Annotated in this window: 14 protein-coding genes; 8 read left to right on the top strand and 6 right to left on the bottom strand. The window is 43.0% G+C overall.

The features are described from left to right. Together LVD16_RS16495 and LVD16_RS16490 are read right to left on the bottom strand one after the other, a co-directional pair. Window positions 1–1,014, bottom strand: a complete 1,014-nt coding sequence (locus tag LVD16_RS16495) for a glycoside hydrolase family 5 protein (protein ID WP_233769373.1) — start codon at window positions 1,012–1,014, stop codon at window positions 1–3. Window positions 1,015–1,491: 477 nt separating this feature from the next. Continuing rightward, window positions 1,492–2,007, bottom strand: a complete 516-nt coding sequence (locus tag LVD16_RS16490) for a GNAT family N-acetyltransferase (RefSeq protein WP_233769372.1) — start codon at window positions 2,005–2,007, stop codon at window positions 1,492–1,494. A 188-nt stretch (window positions 2,008–2,195) separates the two neighbouring features. Here LVD16_RS16490 and LVD16_RS16485 point away from each other — a divergent pair, with 188 nt between their 5' ends. From LVD16_RS16485 to LVD16_RS16455, 7 genes are all read left to right on the top strand, one after another. After that, on the top strand, window positions 2,196–3,743 hold the full coding sequence (locus tag LVD16_RS16485; protein ID WP_233769371.1) for an SDR family NAD(P)-dependent oxidoreductase: 1,548 nt from the start codon (window positions 2,196–2,198) through the stop codon (window positions 3,741–3,743). A 33-nt stretch (window positions 3,744–3,776) separates the two neighbouring features. Then, complete coding sequence (locus LVD16_RS16480; protein WP_233769370.1) at window positions 3,777–4,550, top strand: tRNA pseudouridine synthase A; 774 nt, start codon at window positions 3,777–3,779, stop codon at window positions 4,548–4,550. Window positions 4,551–4,569: 19 nt separating this feature from the next. After that, on the top strand, window positions 4,570–5,034 hold the full coding sequence (locus LVD16_RS16475) for an energy transducer TonB (protein WP_233769369.1): 465 nt from the start codon (window positions 4,570–4,572) through the stop codon (window positions 5,032–5,034). Continuing rightward, window positions 5,031–5,756: a TlpA family protein disulfide reductase gene (locus LVD16_RS16470; RefSeq protein WP_233769368.1), complete on the top strand. Its 726-nt coding sequence runs from the start codon at window positions 5,031–5,033 to the stop codon at window positions 5,754–5,756. Before LVD16_RS16475 ends, LVD16_RS16470 begins: the two co-directional genes overlap by 4 nt. A 101-nt stretch (window positions 5,757–5,857) precedes the next feature. Continuing rightward, a complete protein-coding gene (locus tag LVD16_RS16465) occupies window positions 5,858–7,195 on the top strand; it encodes a DEAD/DEAH box helicase (RefSeq protein ID WP_233769367.1) in 1,338 nt (445 codons plus the stop codon). A gap of 343 nt (window positions 7,196–7,538) precedes the next feature. Further along, on the top strand, window positions 7,539–8,213 hold the full coding sequence (locus LVD16_RS16460) for a VLRF1 family release factor (protein WP_233769366.1): 675 nt from the start codon (window positions 7,539–7,541) through the stop codon (window positions 8,211–8,213). A 405-nt stretch (window positions 8,214–8,618) separates the two neighbouring features. Beyond that, window positions 8,619–8,885 (top strand): DUF1456 family protein, encoded by a 267-nt coding sequence (locus tag LVD16_RS16455; RefSeq protein ID WP_233769365.1) that lies wholly within the window; start codon window positions 8,619–8,621, stop codon window positions 8,883–8,885. A gap of 306 nt (window positions 8,886–9,191) precedes the next feature. Here the strand turns inward: LVD16_RS16455 and LVD16_RS16450 are convergent, their stop codons facing one another. Continuing rightward, window positions 9,192–9,839 (bottom strand): DUF2293 domain-containing protein, encoded by a 648-nt coding sequence (locus LVD16_RS16450; RefSeq protein ID WP_233769364.1) that lies wholly within the window; start codon window positions 9,837–9,839, stop codon window positions 9,192–9,194. 109 nt (window positions 9,840–9,948) lie between these two features. Here LVD16_RS16450 and LVD16_RS16445 point away from each other — a divergent pair, with 109 nt between their 5' ends. Further along, window positions 9,949–10,566, top strand: a complete 618-nt coding sequence (locus LVD16_RS16445) for a hypothetical protein (RefSeq protein ID WP_233769363.1) — start codon at window positions 9,949–9,951, stop codon at window positions 10,564–10,566. A gap of 50 nt (window positions 10,567–10,616) precedes the next feature. Here LVD16_RS16445 and LVD16_RS16440 read toward each other — a convergent pair whose 3' ends face one another. The 3 genes from LVD16_RS16440 to LVD16_RS16430 all read right to left on the bottom strand — a co-directional run bounded on the left by LVD16_RS16440 (window position 10,617) and on the right by LVD16_RS16430 (window position 19,709). Continuing rightward, window positions 10,617–11,318: an ABC transporter permease gene (locus tag LVD16_RS16440; RefSeq protein WP_233769362.1), complete on the bottom strand. Its 702-nt coding sequence runs from the start codon at window positions 11,316–11,318 to the stop codon at window positions 10,617–10,619. 536 nt (window positions 11,319–11,854) lie between these two features. Next, a complete protein-coding gene (locus LVD16_RS16435; RefSeq protein ID WP_233769361.1) occupies window positions 11,855–16,558 on the bottom strand; it encodes an efflux RND transporter permease subunit in 4,704 nt (1,567 codons plus the stop codon). Beyond that, complete coding sequence (locus LVD16_RS16430) at window positions 16,551–19,709, bottom strand: efflux RND transporter permease subunit (protein WP_233769360.1); 3,159 nt, start codon at window positions 19,707–19,709, stop codon at window positions 16,551–16,553. The genes LVD16_RS16435 and LVD16_RS16430 overlap by 8 nt, the downstream gene beginning before the upstream one ends. Between the last annotated feature and the right edge of the window lie 12 nt (window positions 19,710–19,721).

Genomic DNA, 19,721 nt, shown 5'->3' with positions numbered 1-19,721 from the left:
CTATTTACGACTTTGCAGTGATTTTTTGAAATATTTTCCCTGAGTAGTAGGAGTGAAGTCCCAATCCGAGATCAACATGGGTGACCATTGCGCATCAAAAACCCAAACCATGTAGGAGATGCCATGCTTATCGCAGTATTCATCCAGCGCCTCACCATAAGATTCATCGCTGATTACCGGTATATGAGCCCCTCTGTCATTAGGTCCGCAAAAGCCTACTTCAGTTAAAATAACAGGATATTTCTCGGCCACAAATCCCCAATCTTCCGTCCAGGCCGTAAACCATGGTTTCTCTCTCTTTTGAGGATACGGGTGACTCACATAAGCAATGCCCTCAGCCTCAATAGGATTATCCTTTACCACAGTAAGATCATAGGCCCAATTAAACCCAGCCACCAATGGAATAGCATCATTTCCATTATCCCTGATCAACTTGATAATCTCCTCCATCATAGGCTTCCATTCCTGCCAGGTTATGCTTCCATATTCACCATTTCTGGTAGTGGGCTCATTAAAAAGCTCCAGCATAGCCACAGTATTATTCCCCTTAAAATGCTTCGAAATAGTATCCCAAAACTGCTTAGTCTCTTTAAACGTGGTGACATATCCCTTACCATGAAACTTCTCCTCCTTCAAATTCCCGATGCTATGCCAATCAATCATCACATACATGCCCTGCTCACCAGCCCATTGCACCCCTTGATCCAAAAGCTTCAAATATTCCTGCTCACCTCTATGTCTCCATGCCCCGGGATGAACCGGAAAGCGAACCATATTAGCTCCCCAGTCAGCCATCTCCTCAAAATACCGCCTATTCCAATGCCCCTCCGAAGCCAACTTATCAGGATCACTAGTATCCAAACCTCTAAAGACAATTACCTCCCCAGACTCATCCACAAAGTGCTTTCCATCCACCCTAATTTGACCAAGACCCGAATTATCCTGAGCCACCAAATCACATTGAACCAAACAAATGACAAAAAGAGAAAGAAATATATACCGATACAAAATCATAATACAAGGAAGTTAAAGCCCAATATTACCACAATATCCCAACTCCAAACCATGGCATTTACCACAAATGGCAATTACTATTGAGACATGGTGTATAGAGATGTGAGTAGATAGTAGTGAGTATTGAGATGTTAGTAGATAGTAGTGAGTAGTGAATAGTAAGAAGTATTGAGTACCTAGTTTAACCAGAAAAGCCACAAAAACAAATAACTCAATAACCAATAACTATAAAAGAGTAGATAGCAAGAAGTAATGAGTAACTAGTTAAAAAGCCTACCTACAAAATCAATAATAACATAATAACCAACAATCATAAAAGAGTAGATAGTAAGAAGTAACGAGTACCTAGTTTAACCAGAAAAGCCACAAAACAACCAATAACTCAATAACCAATAACCCAATAACTCCCCCATCAAAACAGCACCCACTAAGCAGCAAAAGAATAACCAGTTAGATTAGCACCTCCAGCTAAGCCACCTACAACTCAATCATCATAATAGTATCAGTATACTTCTTATCGCCCATGTAAAAGTGCATCTGGCCAAGTTTGTCAAATCCGTTTTTCTGATAAAAGTGAATGGCACGAGGGTTTTGGTCCCAAACGCCTAGCCATAAGAACTCAGCGTGATTTTGTCTGGCTATTCTGATGGCTTCATTAAGTAGCACCTGGCCGGCACCCTGTCCGTGTACTTTACCTACGGTATAAATGCGCTGCAGCTCTATGCTATTTCTGTCGCTATACTTCTGCTGTGCTTCTTTGTAGTTTAGTTTTATATAACCCACCACATCACCATCAGATTCGGCGAGATAAAACTCTGAGAATGGGTTATTTAGCTCATGCCAAAGACGGTCTTCGTTGAATGCGTTAGCCACATATTGCTGCACATTCTCAGACGCTTCCCCAGCAGAAAATGCTTCAAAGTAGGTAGCCTTTGAAATTTCTAATAGTTGATCCAGTTCATTTAAAGTGCATCTTTTAAACTCTATCTCCATACATCATCTAAAACTATTACAAATTTTGAGAGGGTTAAATGTATTAGATTTTTGCAAAAATTTAATGCGTATGAATGTTAAATTTTTAATGTACAGTTAAAGATATTTTCACGTTAGAAAAATATACAACCGAATAAAAGCTTTTGCTTTCAAGTAAAGCTTATATTCGTACGTTATTTTGAATGATTATGAATCAGCAACAAGAAGAGGTGAATAAGCAAGTGAATGATGCCGATATAGATCAGTGTATTGAAACACTAAAACTTTTACTTGAAGATACTGAGCAGCTCGTCAGCCTTACAGAAGAGAAGAAAATAGAACTCATCACGTTGGCAGGTAAGCTTTCCAGGCCAGACCGCACAGAGATCAGAAAGCGCGGTCGTTTAAAAAGGAAGGTGCAGAAGCAACTTGTTCGCGAGCAAGACCGTGAAGCCAGAGCTACTACAGGAATAAGAAGCGCCAGAGAAGCCACTATTTTCACCGCCCCTAAGCAGATTGAAGGACCACAGCAGGAGGAAGATGAAGCCAGGAAGCTGAGCTCACCTCGCAACTGTTATGTCTGTAAAAAGGAATACACTACGCTCCATCATTTTTATGATTCTATGTGTCAGGAATGTGGTGATTTAAATTATGCAAAAAGATTCCAAACGGCAGAGCTTACCGGTCAGGTAGCTTTGATCACTGGTTCACGTCTAAAGATTGGCTACCAGGCCACTTTGATGATGCTTAGAGCCGGAGCTACAGTCATTGCTACCACCAGATTCCCAGCTGATTCTGCCATTAGATTTGCTAAAGAGGAAGACTTCTCGGAATGGGGACACAGGCTGAAGATCCATGGTCTGGATTTAAGACACATTCCAAGCGTGGAGCTGTTTGCCACCTATATAGAGCAGCAATATGATCGTTTGGACATTCTCATTAATAACGCCGCACAAACCGTTAGGAGACCCGCAGGCTTCTACACCCATCTGATGGAAAATGAGCGCTTAGGATATCATGATCATTCACCGCAGGTGCAAATGCTTCTGCATGACCATGAAGACCTACTACATCACTTGCTGGATAGCGGCAAAGAAAGCAAAATGGGACAGCTGCCCGTTACCTGGAATAGTCAGGAGCCTGGCATCGGTATTAGAGCTTCAGCCCAGCTTTCACAAGTACCTTATAAGTTTGATAACTCACTGGAGGCCGCCGAGGTATTCCCGGAAGGCAAACTGGATGCTGATCTTCAGCAAGTTGACTTAAGAAAAACCAACAGTTGGAGATTAAAGCTTGGCGAGGTTCATACCCATGAAATGCTTGAAGTACAGCTGGTGAACTCGATTGCTCCATTTGTGCTCTGTAATCGATTAATTGACCTGATGCAACGTGACTACACGGGCAAGAAGCACGTGGTAAACGTAACGGCTATGGAAGGTAAGTTTTACCGATTTAAAAAAGAAAGTCGTCACCCACATACCAATATGGCTAAGGCAGCCCTGAATATGCTTACTCATACCGCCGCTGGCGATTTAGGGAAAGAAGGCATTTTTATGAATGCGGTAGACACCGGTTGGGTTACTGATGAAGATCCTGTAGAACTGGCCAAGATAAAACAAGATAAGCATGATTTTCAGCCACCGTTGGACATTGTAGATGGCGCGGCACGTGTTTGTGATCCATTTTTCGATGGCATCAACACCGGAAAGCACTGGTGTGGACAGTTTTTAAAAGACTATTTCCCGATAGATTGGTAAGCCGAGTAGGAGAGATGGCCTACCTTTGAGGCAATGAAGAAATATTATTACCTCATTCATTTTCAGTTTTTGGGTTTCCGATATCATGGCTGGCAGAAGCAGCCGCAGGTGAAAACCGTGCAAGGCATGCTGGAAAAGACATTGACTTTTGTACTTGGCCATGATAATTACCGTACTTTAGGCTCTTCCCGAACCGACGCCATGGTTTCTGCCGAAGGCGGAGTATTTGAGCTATTCACCAAAGAACCTATAGATACAGAAGCTATTTTCGATTTACTTAACGAAAATCTTCCTAGCGACATCAGAGCTTTGAAAATAGAGGAAACAGATAAGCATTTCAACATCATTCAACACTCCAAAACCAAGGAATATCTTTACCTTTTTTCCTTTGGAGCTAAAAATCATCCCTTTGCAGCACCTTTTATGAGTTACATTATCCAGGATTTAGACCTTGAGATTATGAAAAAAGGAGCCAAGCTGTTTCAAGGCCCTCATCATTTCAAAAATTACGCCTACAAGCCTTCTGACATTACGGTATTTGACAGAGTGATTGATGAAGCAGAAATCATAGAAAACAACCTTTACACAGCCAACTTCTTCCCAGAGAAAAGCTACATCTTTAGAGTAAAAGGCGAAGGATTCATGCGTTACCAGGTAAGGCTAATGATGGGCGCCCTATTTCTATTAGGAAAAGGGGAAATTACGCTAGCAGCGCTTCAACAATCCATAGATGGTTCAGAAGCTGGGGCCTTCAGTTATATCGCTCCTGCCTCGGGATTGATTTTGAAGGGGGTGGAGTTTGATTAATTATTAATAGATTTACACCATGAAAATATTAAAGATTATTGCAATAAATCTATTATTGTTATTCCTCTGCCTTGATTCAAACGGTCAGGATAAAGAGAAAGAAGAGGTTTTTCAGATTCTGGACAAACCGGCGATTTATAAAGAAAATGGATATCAAGGTTTTTATTTTTATGTCGGCAACTCTCTTCAATACCCTGCGGAAGCCAGGCAGAAAGGAATTCAAGGGAAAGTATTTGTACAATTCGTTGTGACAAAGACAGGAGAAATTAATGATGAGTCCATTGAAATAGTGAGAAGCCCAGATCCACTTCTGAGTGCGGAGGCTATAAGAATTATAGAAAATTGTCCTGATTGGATACCCGGTGAAAAAGCCAATGGTGAAAAAGCTTCACAAAGGATAATTCTGCCAATCACCTTTGTTATGGCCACACCGGCTGAACCAAAAAAGAAAAAAGATAAGAAAAAAGGAAAGAAAGAGTCATGAGATACTTTTTAATTCTACTGGCGGCTTCTTTATTAACTGCTTGTAATCAAAATACTGAGCAAACCACAGGGGAAGAAAGCCAACCCAAAACGCCTCAGTTATATTATAAAGACCTCATCACTGGCAAAACACTTAGCAAAAAAGAATACCTGCAGTTTCGAAAAAAGCTGCAGGATCAGTATGCCAATAATAGTGAGGTGGCCTTCCATCTTTACGATAAATCTACTTCAGAAGACTCTGTTATTCAGGAGTTTAAATACACCGTAAAGCAAGGGCATGAATACATTTTCAGTGGATCTAAAGCTAATTTGTTTAGCTATTTAAATAAACAATTTCCTAAAAAGGAATTTACAACACTAAGAGATGGCTCTATTTCTTTAGCCCAGGAAGGCAAGCCTATGATGATCAATTTTTGGTTTACTCAATGTGCCCCATGTGTAAGAGAGATACCGATTCTCAATAGAATAAAGGAGCAGTATAAAGACCAGATGGATTTTGTTGCCATGACCTTCAGCAAGAAAGATGAGGTCAATAAATTTACCCAAAAGCACCCCTTTCAATTCACACAAGTGGTTGATGCTGCATCATTCATTGATAGTCTGGGTATTATGGATTATCCTACCACCATTTTTATAGATAAAGAGGGAAAACTATTATACGTAGAAAAAGGTGTGGAAGATCAGGGTGAAGAGTTTGAAAAGCTGGTCAAGGAGCTGATATAACCTATTCTATTTCCAGATTAGATCAATGCAGGTATAAAAGCGAAATGCCTCCCGAATAGTCAGTCAAAACCAGTAGCTTTGCACAAAGCAGAGAGTACACCATGAATTTTGATGAATTTAAGATCAGCAATCAACTGCGTAATGCAATTGATGAATTAGGTTTCACCGCAGCCACGGAAATACAGGAAAAAGCCTTTCCGGTAATTGCTTCAGGTACTGATGTAGTGGGTATATCCCAGACCGGTACAGGTAAAACCCTGGCTTATTTACTACCATTATTGCAAGATCTAAAATTCTCAAAAAGTCCCAATCCGCGTGTGCTTATATTGGTTCCTACCAGAGAATTAGTAACTCAGGTGGTGGCCGCTATCGAAAGTCTAACAACTTATGTTACGGTTAGAACGCTGGGCATATTTGGAGAATCCAACATCAGGCTGCAAAAAGAGGCTTTAGCAGAAGGGCAGGATCTCATTGTAGCGACTCCAGGCCGATTATATGACCTCATATTGGCAAGAGCCGTAACCATGAAGGAAACTAAAAAGCTGGTTATTGATGAAGTAGATGTAATGCTTGATATGGGTTTCAGAACGCAGCTCAACCATCTGTTTGATCTACTGCCAGATAAAAGGCAAAACATCATGTTTTCAGCCACAATGACTGAAGAAGTGAATGAGCTGATCCATGATTTCTTCCATACTCCAGAGCAGATAACGGTGGCAGTAAGCGGAACTCCTTTGGACAATATCACTCAGGCCAGTTATAAGGTACTGAATTTCAATACTAAAATTAATCTGTTAGCAGATTTACTGAGAGATAAGGCTACTTATAACAAAGTCTTAGTATTCGTCTCCAGCAAGCGCTTAGCTGACTACTTACTACAAAAGCTGGAAGAATCTCTTGGTTCAGGAATTGGTATAATTCATTCAAATAAAACTCAAAATCACAGGTTAAGAACTGTTGAAGAATTTGAGAACGGATCAATCCGCATCTTGATCGCCACTGATGTCATCGCTCGTGGTCTGGATTTTCAAAAGGTGAGCCATGTTATTAATATGGATACCCCGAAATATCCTGAAAACTACATGCACCGAATTGGCAGAACGGGTAGAGCCTCTGAAAAAGGAGAGTCCATTCTTTTGTATTCCGATCCGGAAGAGGACGCAAAAAAGGAAATAGAAGCCCTAATGAATCTCACTATTAATGAGCTGGAATTCCCCGAAGAAACAGAGATCAATCACGAACTCATCCCCGAAGAGCGACCAAAAGAAAAACAAGGCAGCTACGGCAAGCAACCCAAGCTAAAACCAAAAGTGAAAGACGCCGAGAAGAAAGCCAAAAACATGAAAGTCAACTCCGGCAGCTCCTACAAAGCGAAGATCGCAGCCAAATATAAAAAGCCTAAGACCAGAGGAGATAAGAGACAGAATAAGAGGAAATGACCTCATCCCCAGCCCTTCTCCAGGGAGGAGAAGGGAGCAACAGGTTTTGAATTGTTAAAAACAATTCAAAAACCGTCATGCCGGAATTCTATAGCGAAGCGGAAGAATATCCGGCATCTTACCGTTCGGTAGCAGGGCTGATCAGCGAGACTCCGGCTCTCCGCTGCACTTCGGCCGGAGTGACGAGGGGGAAAGGGTTGCGGCCGGAGTGACGAGAGGGAAGTGGCTCCGGCCGGAGTGACGGAAGAGATAAGGACTGCAGTAGAAGTGACCTATTAGTAGTGTACCTCCATGGCAATGAACACTTGCTCTCTATCTCTAAATACCACTACTTTGCACCCGAATGAAATCACTCAACTTATATCATATCCCTTTCAAGCAAATCTTCCGTCAGATCAAGGAGGGGTTTCCTCATTATGAATATGATTTCAAAAAGCATGCGATTAACCTTTTAGATGACAATTATGACCCAATAGGTTTTCTGAGGTTGCCCTTACATATATCCATCAACGAATCATTGCAACTGATTAATGATGAGAATGTTGTGATTTATCTGAGCATAGAGTCAGGCAATGCCGCTATCTGTGTTATGGAAGGTAAGGAGAACATTTACCACACCACCTTCGGCGCTTACATGACGCGTAAAAAGCAAGGTTTCAGCCAGATCAAATACCTGAACAAAAAAGGAAAATCCAGAGCTGGCTCCCGTGTAAGATTAAACGCCACCACCATGTTCTTCGAAAACATCAACGCCACCTTAACCGAACTTTTCGAAGACCACGATTTCGATCGTATTGCCCTCAACTGCAATAACACACTTATCCCATATCTATACAACTCAAAAGAGCCTTGTCCCTTCGACAAGAAAGACGAGAAGCTATACAAAATTCCATTACACATCCCACACTCCAACTACACCAACCTGGATGCCGCGATCAAAAAGCTAATGGCACCCATACTATCTTTTGATGAGAAGCATGAAGAGCTTTTCAGCTCTTTTTCACTAAACGATGACTAAGACGGTTTGGCGCAACCACGCCAATCACCGTCATGCCGGAATTCTGTATCGTAGCTAAAGAATATCCGGCATCTCCACTGTTCAGCCAGCAGTCCCGATCAGCAAGACTCCGGCTCTCCGCTACGCTGCGGCCGGAGTGACGGGAGGGAAAGGAAAGCGGCCGGAGTGACGAGAGGGAAAGGAAAGCGGCCGGAGTGACGAGAGGGAAAGGAAAGCCGCCAAAGTCAAGAAAGTGAAAGGAAAGTAGCCTTAGCGACTATAGGAAGCACAGCAAACATGGTAACACCGAAGGCAATTGAATATAGCTAGAGTGCCATCATACTTTAAATACCACACAAAAAGCTAACATTATAAAGCCAACCCAAACAAATAGCCTAACTTCGCACTTCAAGCCAAACATATTCAATGCTTACTAATAACGATATCCTTAAAAAACTAAGAGTAGCCCACAAGCTCCGCGATGAGCAGATTGTTGAGATCCTCAAAAAAGTTGATTTTGAAATTTCCAAAGGTGCCCTCGGAGATCTATTTAGAAGCGAAGACCACCCAAAATTCGTAGAAGCAGGAGACCAAATCCTAAGAAACTTCCTTGACGGACTGATTATCCACTTGAGAGGAGAGAGGCCTAAAAAGGAAATCAAGAAAGGGGTGATTACTAGGAAGAAGGAATAAGTTTAGCTCAAACTGAGTCACCCTGAGGTACTCGAAGGGTAGACGGGTTAGATAAGCACCTCATCCCCAGCCCTTCTCCTGTGAGGAGAAGGGAGCGACAGGTTTTTGAATGGTTTTAACATTTCAAAAACCGTCATGCCGGAATTTTGGAACGTAGTGGAAAAATATCCGGCATCTCTAATGTTCAGCCAGCAGTCCCGATCAGCAAGACTCCGGCTCTCCGCTGCGCTACGGCCGGAGTGACGAGAGGGAAGAAGCTGCGCTACGGCCGGAGTGACGCATAGCTGTATTGATCAATAAAGGACCTCAACGCAGAGCCCTATACAAAACACACCCCTCAACAACTTCATCACCAGCACGATAGGCATTCAGCACCTTCACGGATCCCTGTGCTAATCGCCTCCTGACTGCTCGTCTTTCACCTTTTACCCGGGCAATCTTCATATTATCATAGTTGGTAGTTTTATGACGCATCCAGGCGATAACGGCTTTTGAAGCTCGCTCCTCGATGGGAATCATGGCTGTACGAGCCACTGTGCCACTGCCTACTGGAATAGCATGCTCAGTCACCAGATGAGCCATCTTTGATTCCAAGGCCTTATATTTAGCATGGAAGTTCAAATGTTGCCTCACAGCTTGCTCAAACTCCTCTTTATAAGCCGCCTGTTTCTTATCTCTTGACTTAGCAGCACTTGCCTTTTTCTTCTCATAATCCGGAGCCGCACGCATGACATCAACAGCTTTCTTGGCTTCATCAATATGCTCTGCAGGTGCCCATATGCCCAACGACTGCATCCGCCTGCCTTTCTTCACCTGCACTCTCCAAAAGTCTCCTTTAGCCGTTACCTTTCTGGTAACAGCGGCATCACCAGCCGGCAGAAAAGCCCAGCCTTTAGGTGGTTGTTCTGGCCGACCAAATTCATTAATAACGTGCCCGTTTTTACCGGGGCTCATGATGCGGGGATTGGGCATGGGAGTAGTTTTTTTGAGGGTGCAAATCTATGGAAAAGTTAGTATCTTATTAAAGTCACCACTTAAAGTAAAATCTTTAATACTCTCGAGAATGGACATCAGAAACTCTCAATTTCACCCTAATGCTGTCTTTCATCTTTTCAATAGAGGAGTAAATGGTGCACCAGTTTTCTTCGAATCCAAAAATTATAATTACTTTCTCCAACAATACACAAAGTATGTTCACCCATATGTGGAGACTTATGCTTACTGTCTGTTAGGAAACCATTTCCATATTTTGCTAAGGGTTCGCAGCGAAAAGTTGATAGAGTCTTTAATTGTTCGGTATAAAGAAAAGCCTTTATACTGGCATGTTAGTAATGCTTTGTCCAGCTTCCTTCAAAGTTACACCAGGGCTATGAACAAAATGTATGACAGAACTGGCCCTCTCTTTGAATCACCCGTTAAGCGAATTTTAGTGGAAGATGAACATTACTTCTCTAGATTGGTGGCATATATTCATCAAAACCCTCAGAAACATGGAATTGTAGATGACTATAAAGATTATCCCTACTCATCCTATCACACTCATCTCCACGAAGGTAGAATCACAAAACTAAGTCGAGAGGATGTTCTAGAGTGGTTTGGTGGTCAGGATGGTTATTCTGATTTTCATCGAAATCAGAATATTTCGGCGAAGGCGATACCTCCGGATTTTCTGTTGGAGTAAAGAGGTTACTCTTGCCACCGGGCAAGAGTAACCTCTTTACTTCAACGAACCTAAACAAACCTCTCCCTAAACTGCAGATTAAACATTCCGTACAGCAAGCAAAGGGAGCTGGCTACCATCAGGTAAACTCTGTTTTTGAAGATGATGGTTACCCAGATGAACTCGCTCATGTCTTGTGGTTCTGAGAAGGGGTTCAGGAACACATTGTATGGGTTGTATTCTAAGGGCTCGGCAAATACGAAGAAGAGGAAGGATACTATCACAATAACAATGGCCGTTCCGTTGCCATTTTTGATTAAGGTGGAAAGCATAAAGGCCAATGACGATAAGAAGGCGATTGGGAACAGCACCTGGCCCAGCATCGGGAGTATGCTGAAGCGGTAGAGGGTGAGGTTGGCAATACTGGTTAGCACAAACAGTATAACCGCCGCTACTCCAATGGTTAGAACGAAACGTACTAACCAGACTTTGTATCGATAATTTGGTATCCCAAAAATGGTTTCCAGCATCTTGGAATCGTCATCATTTTGGATGCCGTAGGCCATGGGGTAGAAGATGAGCAGTAAACCCGGGAATACCAGGAAACCGTAGATCACGGCTTCGTTGAAGTCGGGGTCATCGAAGATGGTGATGGTGATGATGAACCCAAAAAACAAAAAGGCCGCTATTACAAAGTAAATGAACTTGTTAGCAAAGATTACCTTCACGTTGTAGGTGATGATTTTGTATAGGAGTAGGAGGTAGCTGTTCATTTTTGCTTTACTTGTTTTTTATTCTGTTTTGCTGTTATCTTCTTATACTGCTTTTAAACCATCTACCCTTCGAGTACCTCAGGGTGACTCTGTTCATCTTATCATTTCTGCACTTCAAACCATCCTCACGTTATCCCATAACGTCATTCCGGAATTCTGTAGCGTAGCGGAAGAATATCCAGAATCTTACTGTTCAGTCTCTGCTACCGAGCGATAAGATTCCGGCTCTCCGCTGCGCTGCGGCCAGAATGACGCTTTGTGCGTAAGGAGCACTTCGCTGCCTCAGGGTGACTCTGTTTGTCTTGTCATTTCTGTACTTCACACCATCCTCACGTTATCCCATAACGTCATTCCGGAATTCTGTAGCGTAGCGGAAGAATATCCGGAATCTTACTGTTCAGCCTCTGTTACCGAGCAGCAAGATTCCGGCTCTCCGCTGCGCTGCGGCCGGAATGACGCTTTGTGCGTAAGGAGCACTTTGCTCCAACATTCTCCTTTCTCCTCTCATGAGAAGGGTCGGGGATGAGGTCATTGCGTCACTCCCTACTACTCTTCATCAGCCACAGGTAAGCATCTTCCAGGTTGGCCTTGGTTTGGGTGGCGTCTGGGCGAGGCTGGTGGGCTGAGAGGCATTTTACTCTTATCTGGTCGCCTTCACGCATGTGGTGGACGATCAGGTAGTTTTCTTTTTCTTCTTCGAACTGTGCTGGTGTCAGGTGGAATTCCCATACTTTGTCATGAGCCAGTTCGGCCATGGCGGTGGGGCTTCCAATGTATTCGATGTTACCTGAAATCAGCACAGCCAGGTTGTTACAGCTGCTGGCTATATCTTCAATAATGTGGGTGGAGAATACCACAATCCGCTCACGACTGAGCTCAACCAACAGGTTTCTGAACCTGATTCTTTCTAGTGGATCCAAGCCAGCGGTTGGCTCATCTACTACCAGTATTTTAGGCAAATGCAGCAGAATCTGGGCTATACCAATTCTTTGTTTCATACCACCTGAGAAAGAGCCTATCTTTTTGTGCTGATGCTCTAACATATGCACTGCTTTTAGCACATATTGTACACGATCTTCTCTTTCCTTTTTGTTGGTGATTTTCCTTAAAATAGCCTGATAATCAAGGAATTGATAAGGAGTCATGTTTTCATAGGTTCCAAAGGCCTGGGGTAAATATCCAATCAGCCCCTGGAGCTCCTCACGATAGAGATTAGTATCATGGCCGTTGATCCAGATTTTACCATAGCTCTGATCCATGATACCACATAAAATCCGCATCAAAGTAGTTTTACCGGCACCGTTTGGCCCCAAAAGACCGAACATGCCTTGTTCAATGGTCAGATTAACACCTTTGAGTGCTCTGAATGCTGGCTTCTTGGGTTTCACAAAAGGAATGGCCAATATAATCTTATAATACAGCTTTCTGATTCTCTTAAATCTGCCACTGATCTCTTTTACATTCACCGGTTTTTCCTCTAGTCTCTTCGATGTTCGAACCAGGAACAATCCCACAAACCATATGATAATCAGGAATATACCAGCTCCTTTGGAAGTAATATCGGCATAGATGAAAACAGAGCTCACGATAGGGAAACCCCAGAACAGCAGCCATCTTATCAAGCTAATGATTTTGTATCTCTTTTTGAGCAGCTGAGTCACTTCAGTGAAGATGGAGATCAGCAGTACATGCAGGCTGATCATGAATACCAGTTGCCAAAAGGCCTTGTCCAGATAGAAATAGATAAAATAAACAAGAAAGGCGATTAAGGCACTCTGCCAGATCATATTTTGCAACACCATTTTTCTGGAGACTACTGATCCACCACGCTCATCGTATAGCTGTTTATTGCCTTTCCATTCTCTGATCCAGCGTTTGTCTCTGCCATACACTTTGGTTAGGTTCTGAATCTCAATGTGCATTTTATCATCAGGGGCTACCATTTTGGCATTCGCCTGACGCAATGAACTCATCACAAAGTAAGTACTTCCAGGCACCAGCAGCAGGGCTGTAAGAAACCAAATGGCTTGCCACATGCCCCCATCTACCTGAACATAGATGATTGCTGCGATCACGATTAACAATACAATTTGAGTGACCTTATTAACAGTGCTGAGATTCCTAAACCAATTCAATACGCTTTCCAAACCTGCACTCATGGTGGGTATGTAAATTAGTGTGAGCACCGTAGCAAAAGCAAGTCCACCCATAACGGTAATGGCAAATGGCTGACCAATGCTCACTACATATTCTGCTTCACCAAGCGCCAACGGCAACATGGCCACTATAGTAGTAATTGAAGTAATCAATATCGGTCTGATACGAGATATTCCACTGACTATCAAGGCTCTATATTTAGTGTATCCTTGTCTTCTCAGGATACGACTGTAGTCGATGAGGATGATACCATTGTTCACCACCACGCCCAGTAATATTAAAAAGCCGATTAATGTGTTGGCGTTAAGTAATGAATTACCGGTTAAAGTCAGGCCGAGAAATGCTCCGATACCTGCCAATGGTATAGAAAACATGATCACGATCGGTAAATAGAGTGATTCAAATACTGCGGCCAGGATCATGAATATCACGATGACTGCTGCAAAAATGAGAAAGTAAAACTCATCATACAGATTGTCATCATGAATAACCTCTACCACCATACCCGATGGAATGTTCACACTATTTACCAATTCGTCAATTTCTACTCTTGAAGCTTCCAGTAATGATTCTGAGCCCACTACTTCATCAATAAACTGATAGTTGATCTCAATTCTCTTTTCCTGGTTTACACGTGTAATCACGCTTTCTCCGGAAGAGTACATGACCGAGCCAATATCTGACAGGGAATGCTTCGCGCCAGTGTTACTGGTGATGGGCATCTGCCGAAGGTCCTTCATATCCTTGGCGGTGTAATCCATTTGCTTTTGGGTTTGAATGGTTATTTCAAACTCTTCATCCCCACTAACAAATCGGGTACCTGAGGCGAATGCTGGCTGGAAATCGTTGAGCGCCACCGCCACGTTCTCCTGCGTAATATTATTGGCGCTCATCTCTTGCTGGTTGAAGCGAATATGGGCTTCAGGACGCTCCGGCGTTACATCAATGTAACTCATTTGTATAGACTGCATGCCAGAGATAAAGCTGTTGATGTCATTGGCTATGGTCTGCATCAGCTCAAAATCCTGGCCTTTGATTACCACACGCTCCTGAGCACTTCCAATGCCGAGCAACCGCTCAAAATCAGCTGCTGCAGAACCAGCAGCACTGGCGGCACCGCCACCATTCCTTTGAGGTGGAGCGTCCATAGATACGTTCATATCTCCATAGAATCGAGCCAAGCCAAGCAGTTTATTTCGGATAGCAGGGATAGAGTTTAGCTTATCATCCTTAATGTCTTCTTTCAGATTGACAGCAATTACTGCATCACCTTCTGATATCTGGCTGATCACTTTCTCCACTACCGGAATCTCCATAATCTTCTCTTCGAGATGGCGAACACGCTCATCTGTAGAGTTCAACGTAGTTCCCTGAGGCATGGTCAAAAACAGATTCATCTGAGTTTTCTCTACCTCACTAAGACTTGCTATACTCACCAGAAGACTTAGGCCGATGGTCACGAAAAACAGCACCAAACCACCCACAATGGTAAAGGCAGGCCTTCTGAAGCAGGCCTTCAGCACCACCATATATATCTGAATAATCCGCTGACGAATAGATGCATTTTTAATCAAAGGCGCCTTCGACTGATCATCTTTACTGATAGCTGCATGTGCCAGCATTGGAATCAATACCAACGATACCACTAAAGACACTAACAAGGTAGAAATGATAGATACCCCTATGTGGGTACCAATTAAAGTCACCAGAAAGTTAGTGGAGAAGATAAAAGGTAAGAAAACGGTCACCGTAGTTAAGGTGGCTGCTATAACCGAACGCATCACCTCTTTGGTGCCATCTACCACAGCATCTTCTGTTTTCTTTCTATTTACAACATGTCGGTAGATGTTTTCGATTACTACCACGCTGTTATCCAGCAACATACCAATGGCCAAGGCCATTCCGATAAGGGTAAGACTATTAACAGAAATACCTGCGGCATAAAAGAAGTTGAATGCAGTATACACGGAAATGGGTATAGCTAAAGCAATGCTTAGAATGAATTTGAGCCTTCTCAGGAACACCCACAATACGAATATAGCCAGCAAGCCACCTGTTAGAGCCAGGTTTTTGATCTGGTCAATATTATCCGTCATCAACTCGGCCTGGTTGTTCTGTACTTCAATCTTTACATCCAGTGGAGCCAGTTCATCATTAATTTCATCAATAACCTCTAAAGTCCTGTCAGACAGATCAATAAGGTTGGCTTGAGTATCTTTTGAAATACGAATAGAGACAGCATCTTTGCCATTGACACGGCTGAGGGATGTTTGTTCTTTCACACCAAAAAACACATCAGCTACATCACTTAGTAGTAATGGTCCTTTTTCTGAAACCACCAGACTTTGAATGTTTTTGATGTCTTTCAGCTCAGCGGTTACGTTCACGAATATCTGCTGGCCGTTTCTTTCCACTTGACCTACAAAAGCACTTTTATTGGCATTTTGCGAAAGCACATTACTGATGGTGTTCGGAGTAATGCCATTGGCTTCACAAACAGCATCATCCATAATGATCTCCACTGTTTTCTGCCTTCCGCCATACACTTCAATACCACCCACGCCATCAACATCACTCAGCCGATCAGCGATGTATTGATCAGTAACATTTCTGACACGATCTACGCCACCACTGCCCAGCACCTGCAGCTCCATAAATGAGTTGGTGAGCTGCTCCGTGTCTATTTTCACTATTTGGACCATAAACTCAGGTGCAAGATCAGCCTTGATGGCACCTACTTTCTGCTCCAGCTTGAGATAGGCATATTTGATATTAACATCCTGCTTAAAGGAAATAAAGATCATTCCCTGACGGCTATCAACACTGGAATTTATCTCTTCGATACCTTCCAGCGCACTAATTACGCCCTCCAAAGGCACAATGGCCTGGCTCTCCATGTATTTAGGATTCACCTCTGACATAGAGCCGACCTGCACAATGAGCACCGGAAACTCCACATTAGGAAAGAGCTCTACCGGCAACTTTTTGTAGGAAATATAGCCCATCACGGTGAACCCGATGAATAACATCGACACCAGGACTTTCCTTTTGATAATGGTATGTAAAATGCTGCTCTTACCCATGAGAAGTAGTCTTTTCTCTCTTACCTCTGATCCTGTTTACCACATTCTCAATGCTCTCATAAAAGCAAGGGATCACTATCAAAGTGAGTAGGGTAGACGTAACCAAACCACCGATAACAGCCACTGCCATCGGCGCACGCAAGGCGGCACTTTCGCCAAAACCAAAAGTCAATGGTAACAAGGCCAAAATGGTAGTTAGACTGGTCATAATGATTGGTCTGAACCTGCGCTGACCAGCATCCAGTATAGCTTCACGAAGCGGCATTCCTGCTACTTTATTCTTGTTTATGCTGTCTACCAATATGATAGAGTCATTCACCGCGATACCGGTAAGCATAATGATACCTATGAAAGCCATCATGTTCAGCGGCATGCCTAAAATAAAGAAGGAGAGAAGCGCACCCACACCAGCCAACGGAATAGTAAGCAAAATGGTGAAGGGATGTAGCAGCGATTCAAACTGCGAAGCCAGCACCATGTACACGAGTAAGACGGACAAGATCAATGAGAAAGTTAGGTTTTTCATAGACTCCTGGCGCTTGATCTCCTGACCTGCAACATCTATTTTGTACTGAGGCGGTACAGAAAGGCCTGAAAATGAACCTTCTATCGATTCCACAATCTTGTCATAAGGCTTGTCTTGATTCACACGAGCTCCGATGGAAACCATTCTTGTCTGATTTCTACGATAGATGGAATTAGCAGCATACTTGATATTGATCTTCGCTACATCGCCTAACGGAAACTCTTTGTTATTGCTTTTAATGGTCATATTCTCCAAACCTGCCAATGAAATCTTCGGCACCTTGATCTGAATGTCCTGCATTTCACCGCCACGCTCCAGGCTACCTGCGTTCTTTCCTTCCAGCTGATCCTTTATTTGATTGATGATGTCATCGATAGACAAGTTCAAAAGCCCAGCCCGGTATTTATCTACGTCTACCTGAACCTGCGGCACACCTTCTTCCAGGTTGGATACTGGTTCAAACACATCGGCATTGCTGCCCATGATCAGCATCACAGAATCGGAGAGGGGGCTGAGAGCATCAAAGTCAGCTCCACTTACTTCTACCACTAAAGGCATTTGCTCATCACCCAGTACCGAACTCAAAGCACTTTCATCATTAGAAAAAGTAGCTTCCAAGCCAGGGATTTTTTCAAAGTAGTCTGATAGAACTGTGGTGATATTAGCAATATCTAATTCCGCTTCTTCGGAGAAAATTAGCTTCAAATTGGCCTTATTTTCATCATAGACATTCTCATTCTCAATGCCCGACTGACTTTCCTTAGGACCAATGTGAGAGTATACCTTATCTATCTGTCCTTCAAATAGTTGCAGCAGTTGACCTTCAATTTGGTTTACCGTTGATGACGTACGCTGTAGTGGCGTTCCGTTGGTTAAAGTAAGGTCTACCGAAACAGCTCTTGTACCTGATTGAGGCATGTATTCACTACCGATCACATCAATTAGCAAATAGGCACCAAACACCATTACAAACGAAGCAATGATAAAGGCTATTCTAAACCGAAGCACCTTATCCAGCAGATTGCGATAAGCTTTGAACTTTAAAGGTTGTACTTCAGGTACAGTTTTATCTTTCTTAAAAATCTTGGCGAATAACATGGGGATTACCAAAACAGCCACTACCAGTGACGAGATGAGTGAGAAAGCTACCGTCCAGGCCTGATCCTTAAATAGCTCACCTGATGGTCCTTGCATGTATACAATGGGAAGGAAAACGATGATAGTCGTCAGCGTAGAAGCGGTAATAGCACCACTTACTTCACTGGTTCCCTGAATAGCAGCGTCAATAACGCTGAGGCCTTCTTCGCGCTTTCTGAAAATGCTTTCTACCACCACAATGGCATTATCCACCAACATCCCTGCACCTAAAGCCAGTCCGCCCAACGTCATTACATTTAGTGTAAGGCCATTGAAGTACATAAGATTGAAAGTCGCGATAATAGAAATTGGAATAGCGATACTAATGATCAACGTAGAGCCAATTCGTCTGAGAAAAACAAACAATACCAACATGGCGAATAAAGCACCGTACAAGCCTGATTCCTTCACTTCATCAATCGCGCCCTGAATGAATCTTCCCTGATTTTGGATGATGACAAACTCGTAGCCAGGTACAGATTTTTTCAAATCTTCAAGCACCTCGGTAAGCTCATTCACAGCATTTACTGTATTGTATTGAGTTTCCTTGTAAATGGACATGCCCAAACTTCTCTGCTGGTTGACACGTACGATGCTACTAGCTTCTTTGTCCATCACTTTCATGGTAGCCACTTCGCGAAGCAATACGGGAACCTGATTGCTCGTTCCTTGCTGATTTCCAGCAGCTTGTGAAGTGCCAGTGGAGCTAGTAGTAGGAGTGGTGCCAGCTATATTTTGGCGAGTAGTGTAACCCACCACTAAATCCTGTAGATCTTCAGGCTTTTCAATAATACCAAGGCCTTTTATTACATATTTCTTACCCAGCTCCTCAATGTAGCCACCAGAAACATTACGATTATAATTCTGAATTTTGGCGACAAGATCGTTAACCGTAAGACCAAATGCGGCCAACAAGTGAGGATCCGTTTCAAGCACTACTTCCTTTTCCTGAGCACCTGATAATTTCACCTCAGCCACACCAGGCAATCGCACTAATGCATTTCTGAAGTTATTCTCCGCTACCTTTCGTAAAGCATCGGTGTCATCAGAATTAGGGTTGTAGATACCCAGAATCATGATAGGAGTAGCATTCGGATCAAACTGTGAGATCACAAATTCATCGATCTCTTCATTTAATGAAAAGTTAGAAAGCGACTTTTGAAGATCAAGGAAGGCCTCATCCATATCTTTACCCCAGTCATACTCCACCGTAACCCGGCCATAACCTGTCTGGCTGATAGAACTGACTTCCACGGCACCACTTTGGCGAATAGCTACCGACTCAATGGATTCAATAAATTGCTTTTCAACCTCAGAAGGAGGCTTTATACCTACTTTCAGCTCCACAAAGAGCGTAGGATTCTTCAGATCGGGGAACAACTCGATACCCAACTTGCCAAACGAAATACTCCCCAAAAGTATTACGGCAAGCACCATCATAAGAATGGTAACAGGGTAGGACACAGCCAGCGAAACAATTTTTTTCACACTAAAGGATTT

It is taken from the genome of Fulvivirga ligni, assembly GCF_021389935.1.
Taxonomy (GTDB): domain Bacteria; phylum Bacteroidota; class Bacteroidia; order Cytophagales; family Cyclobacteriaceae; genus Fulvivirga; species Fulvivirga ligni.
Note: the sequence above shows the minus strand (reverse complement) of the source record. Positions and strands in the feature narration are given on the sequence as shown.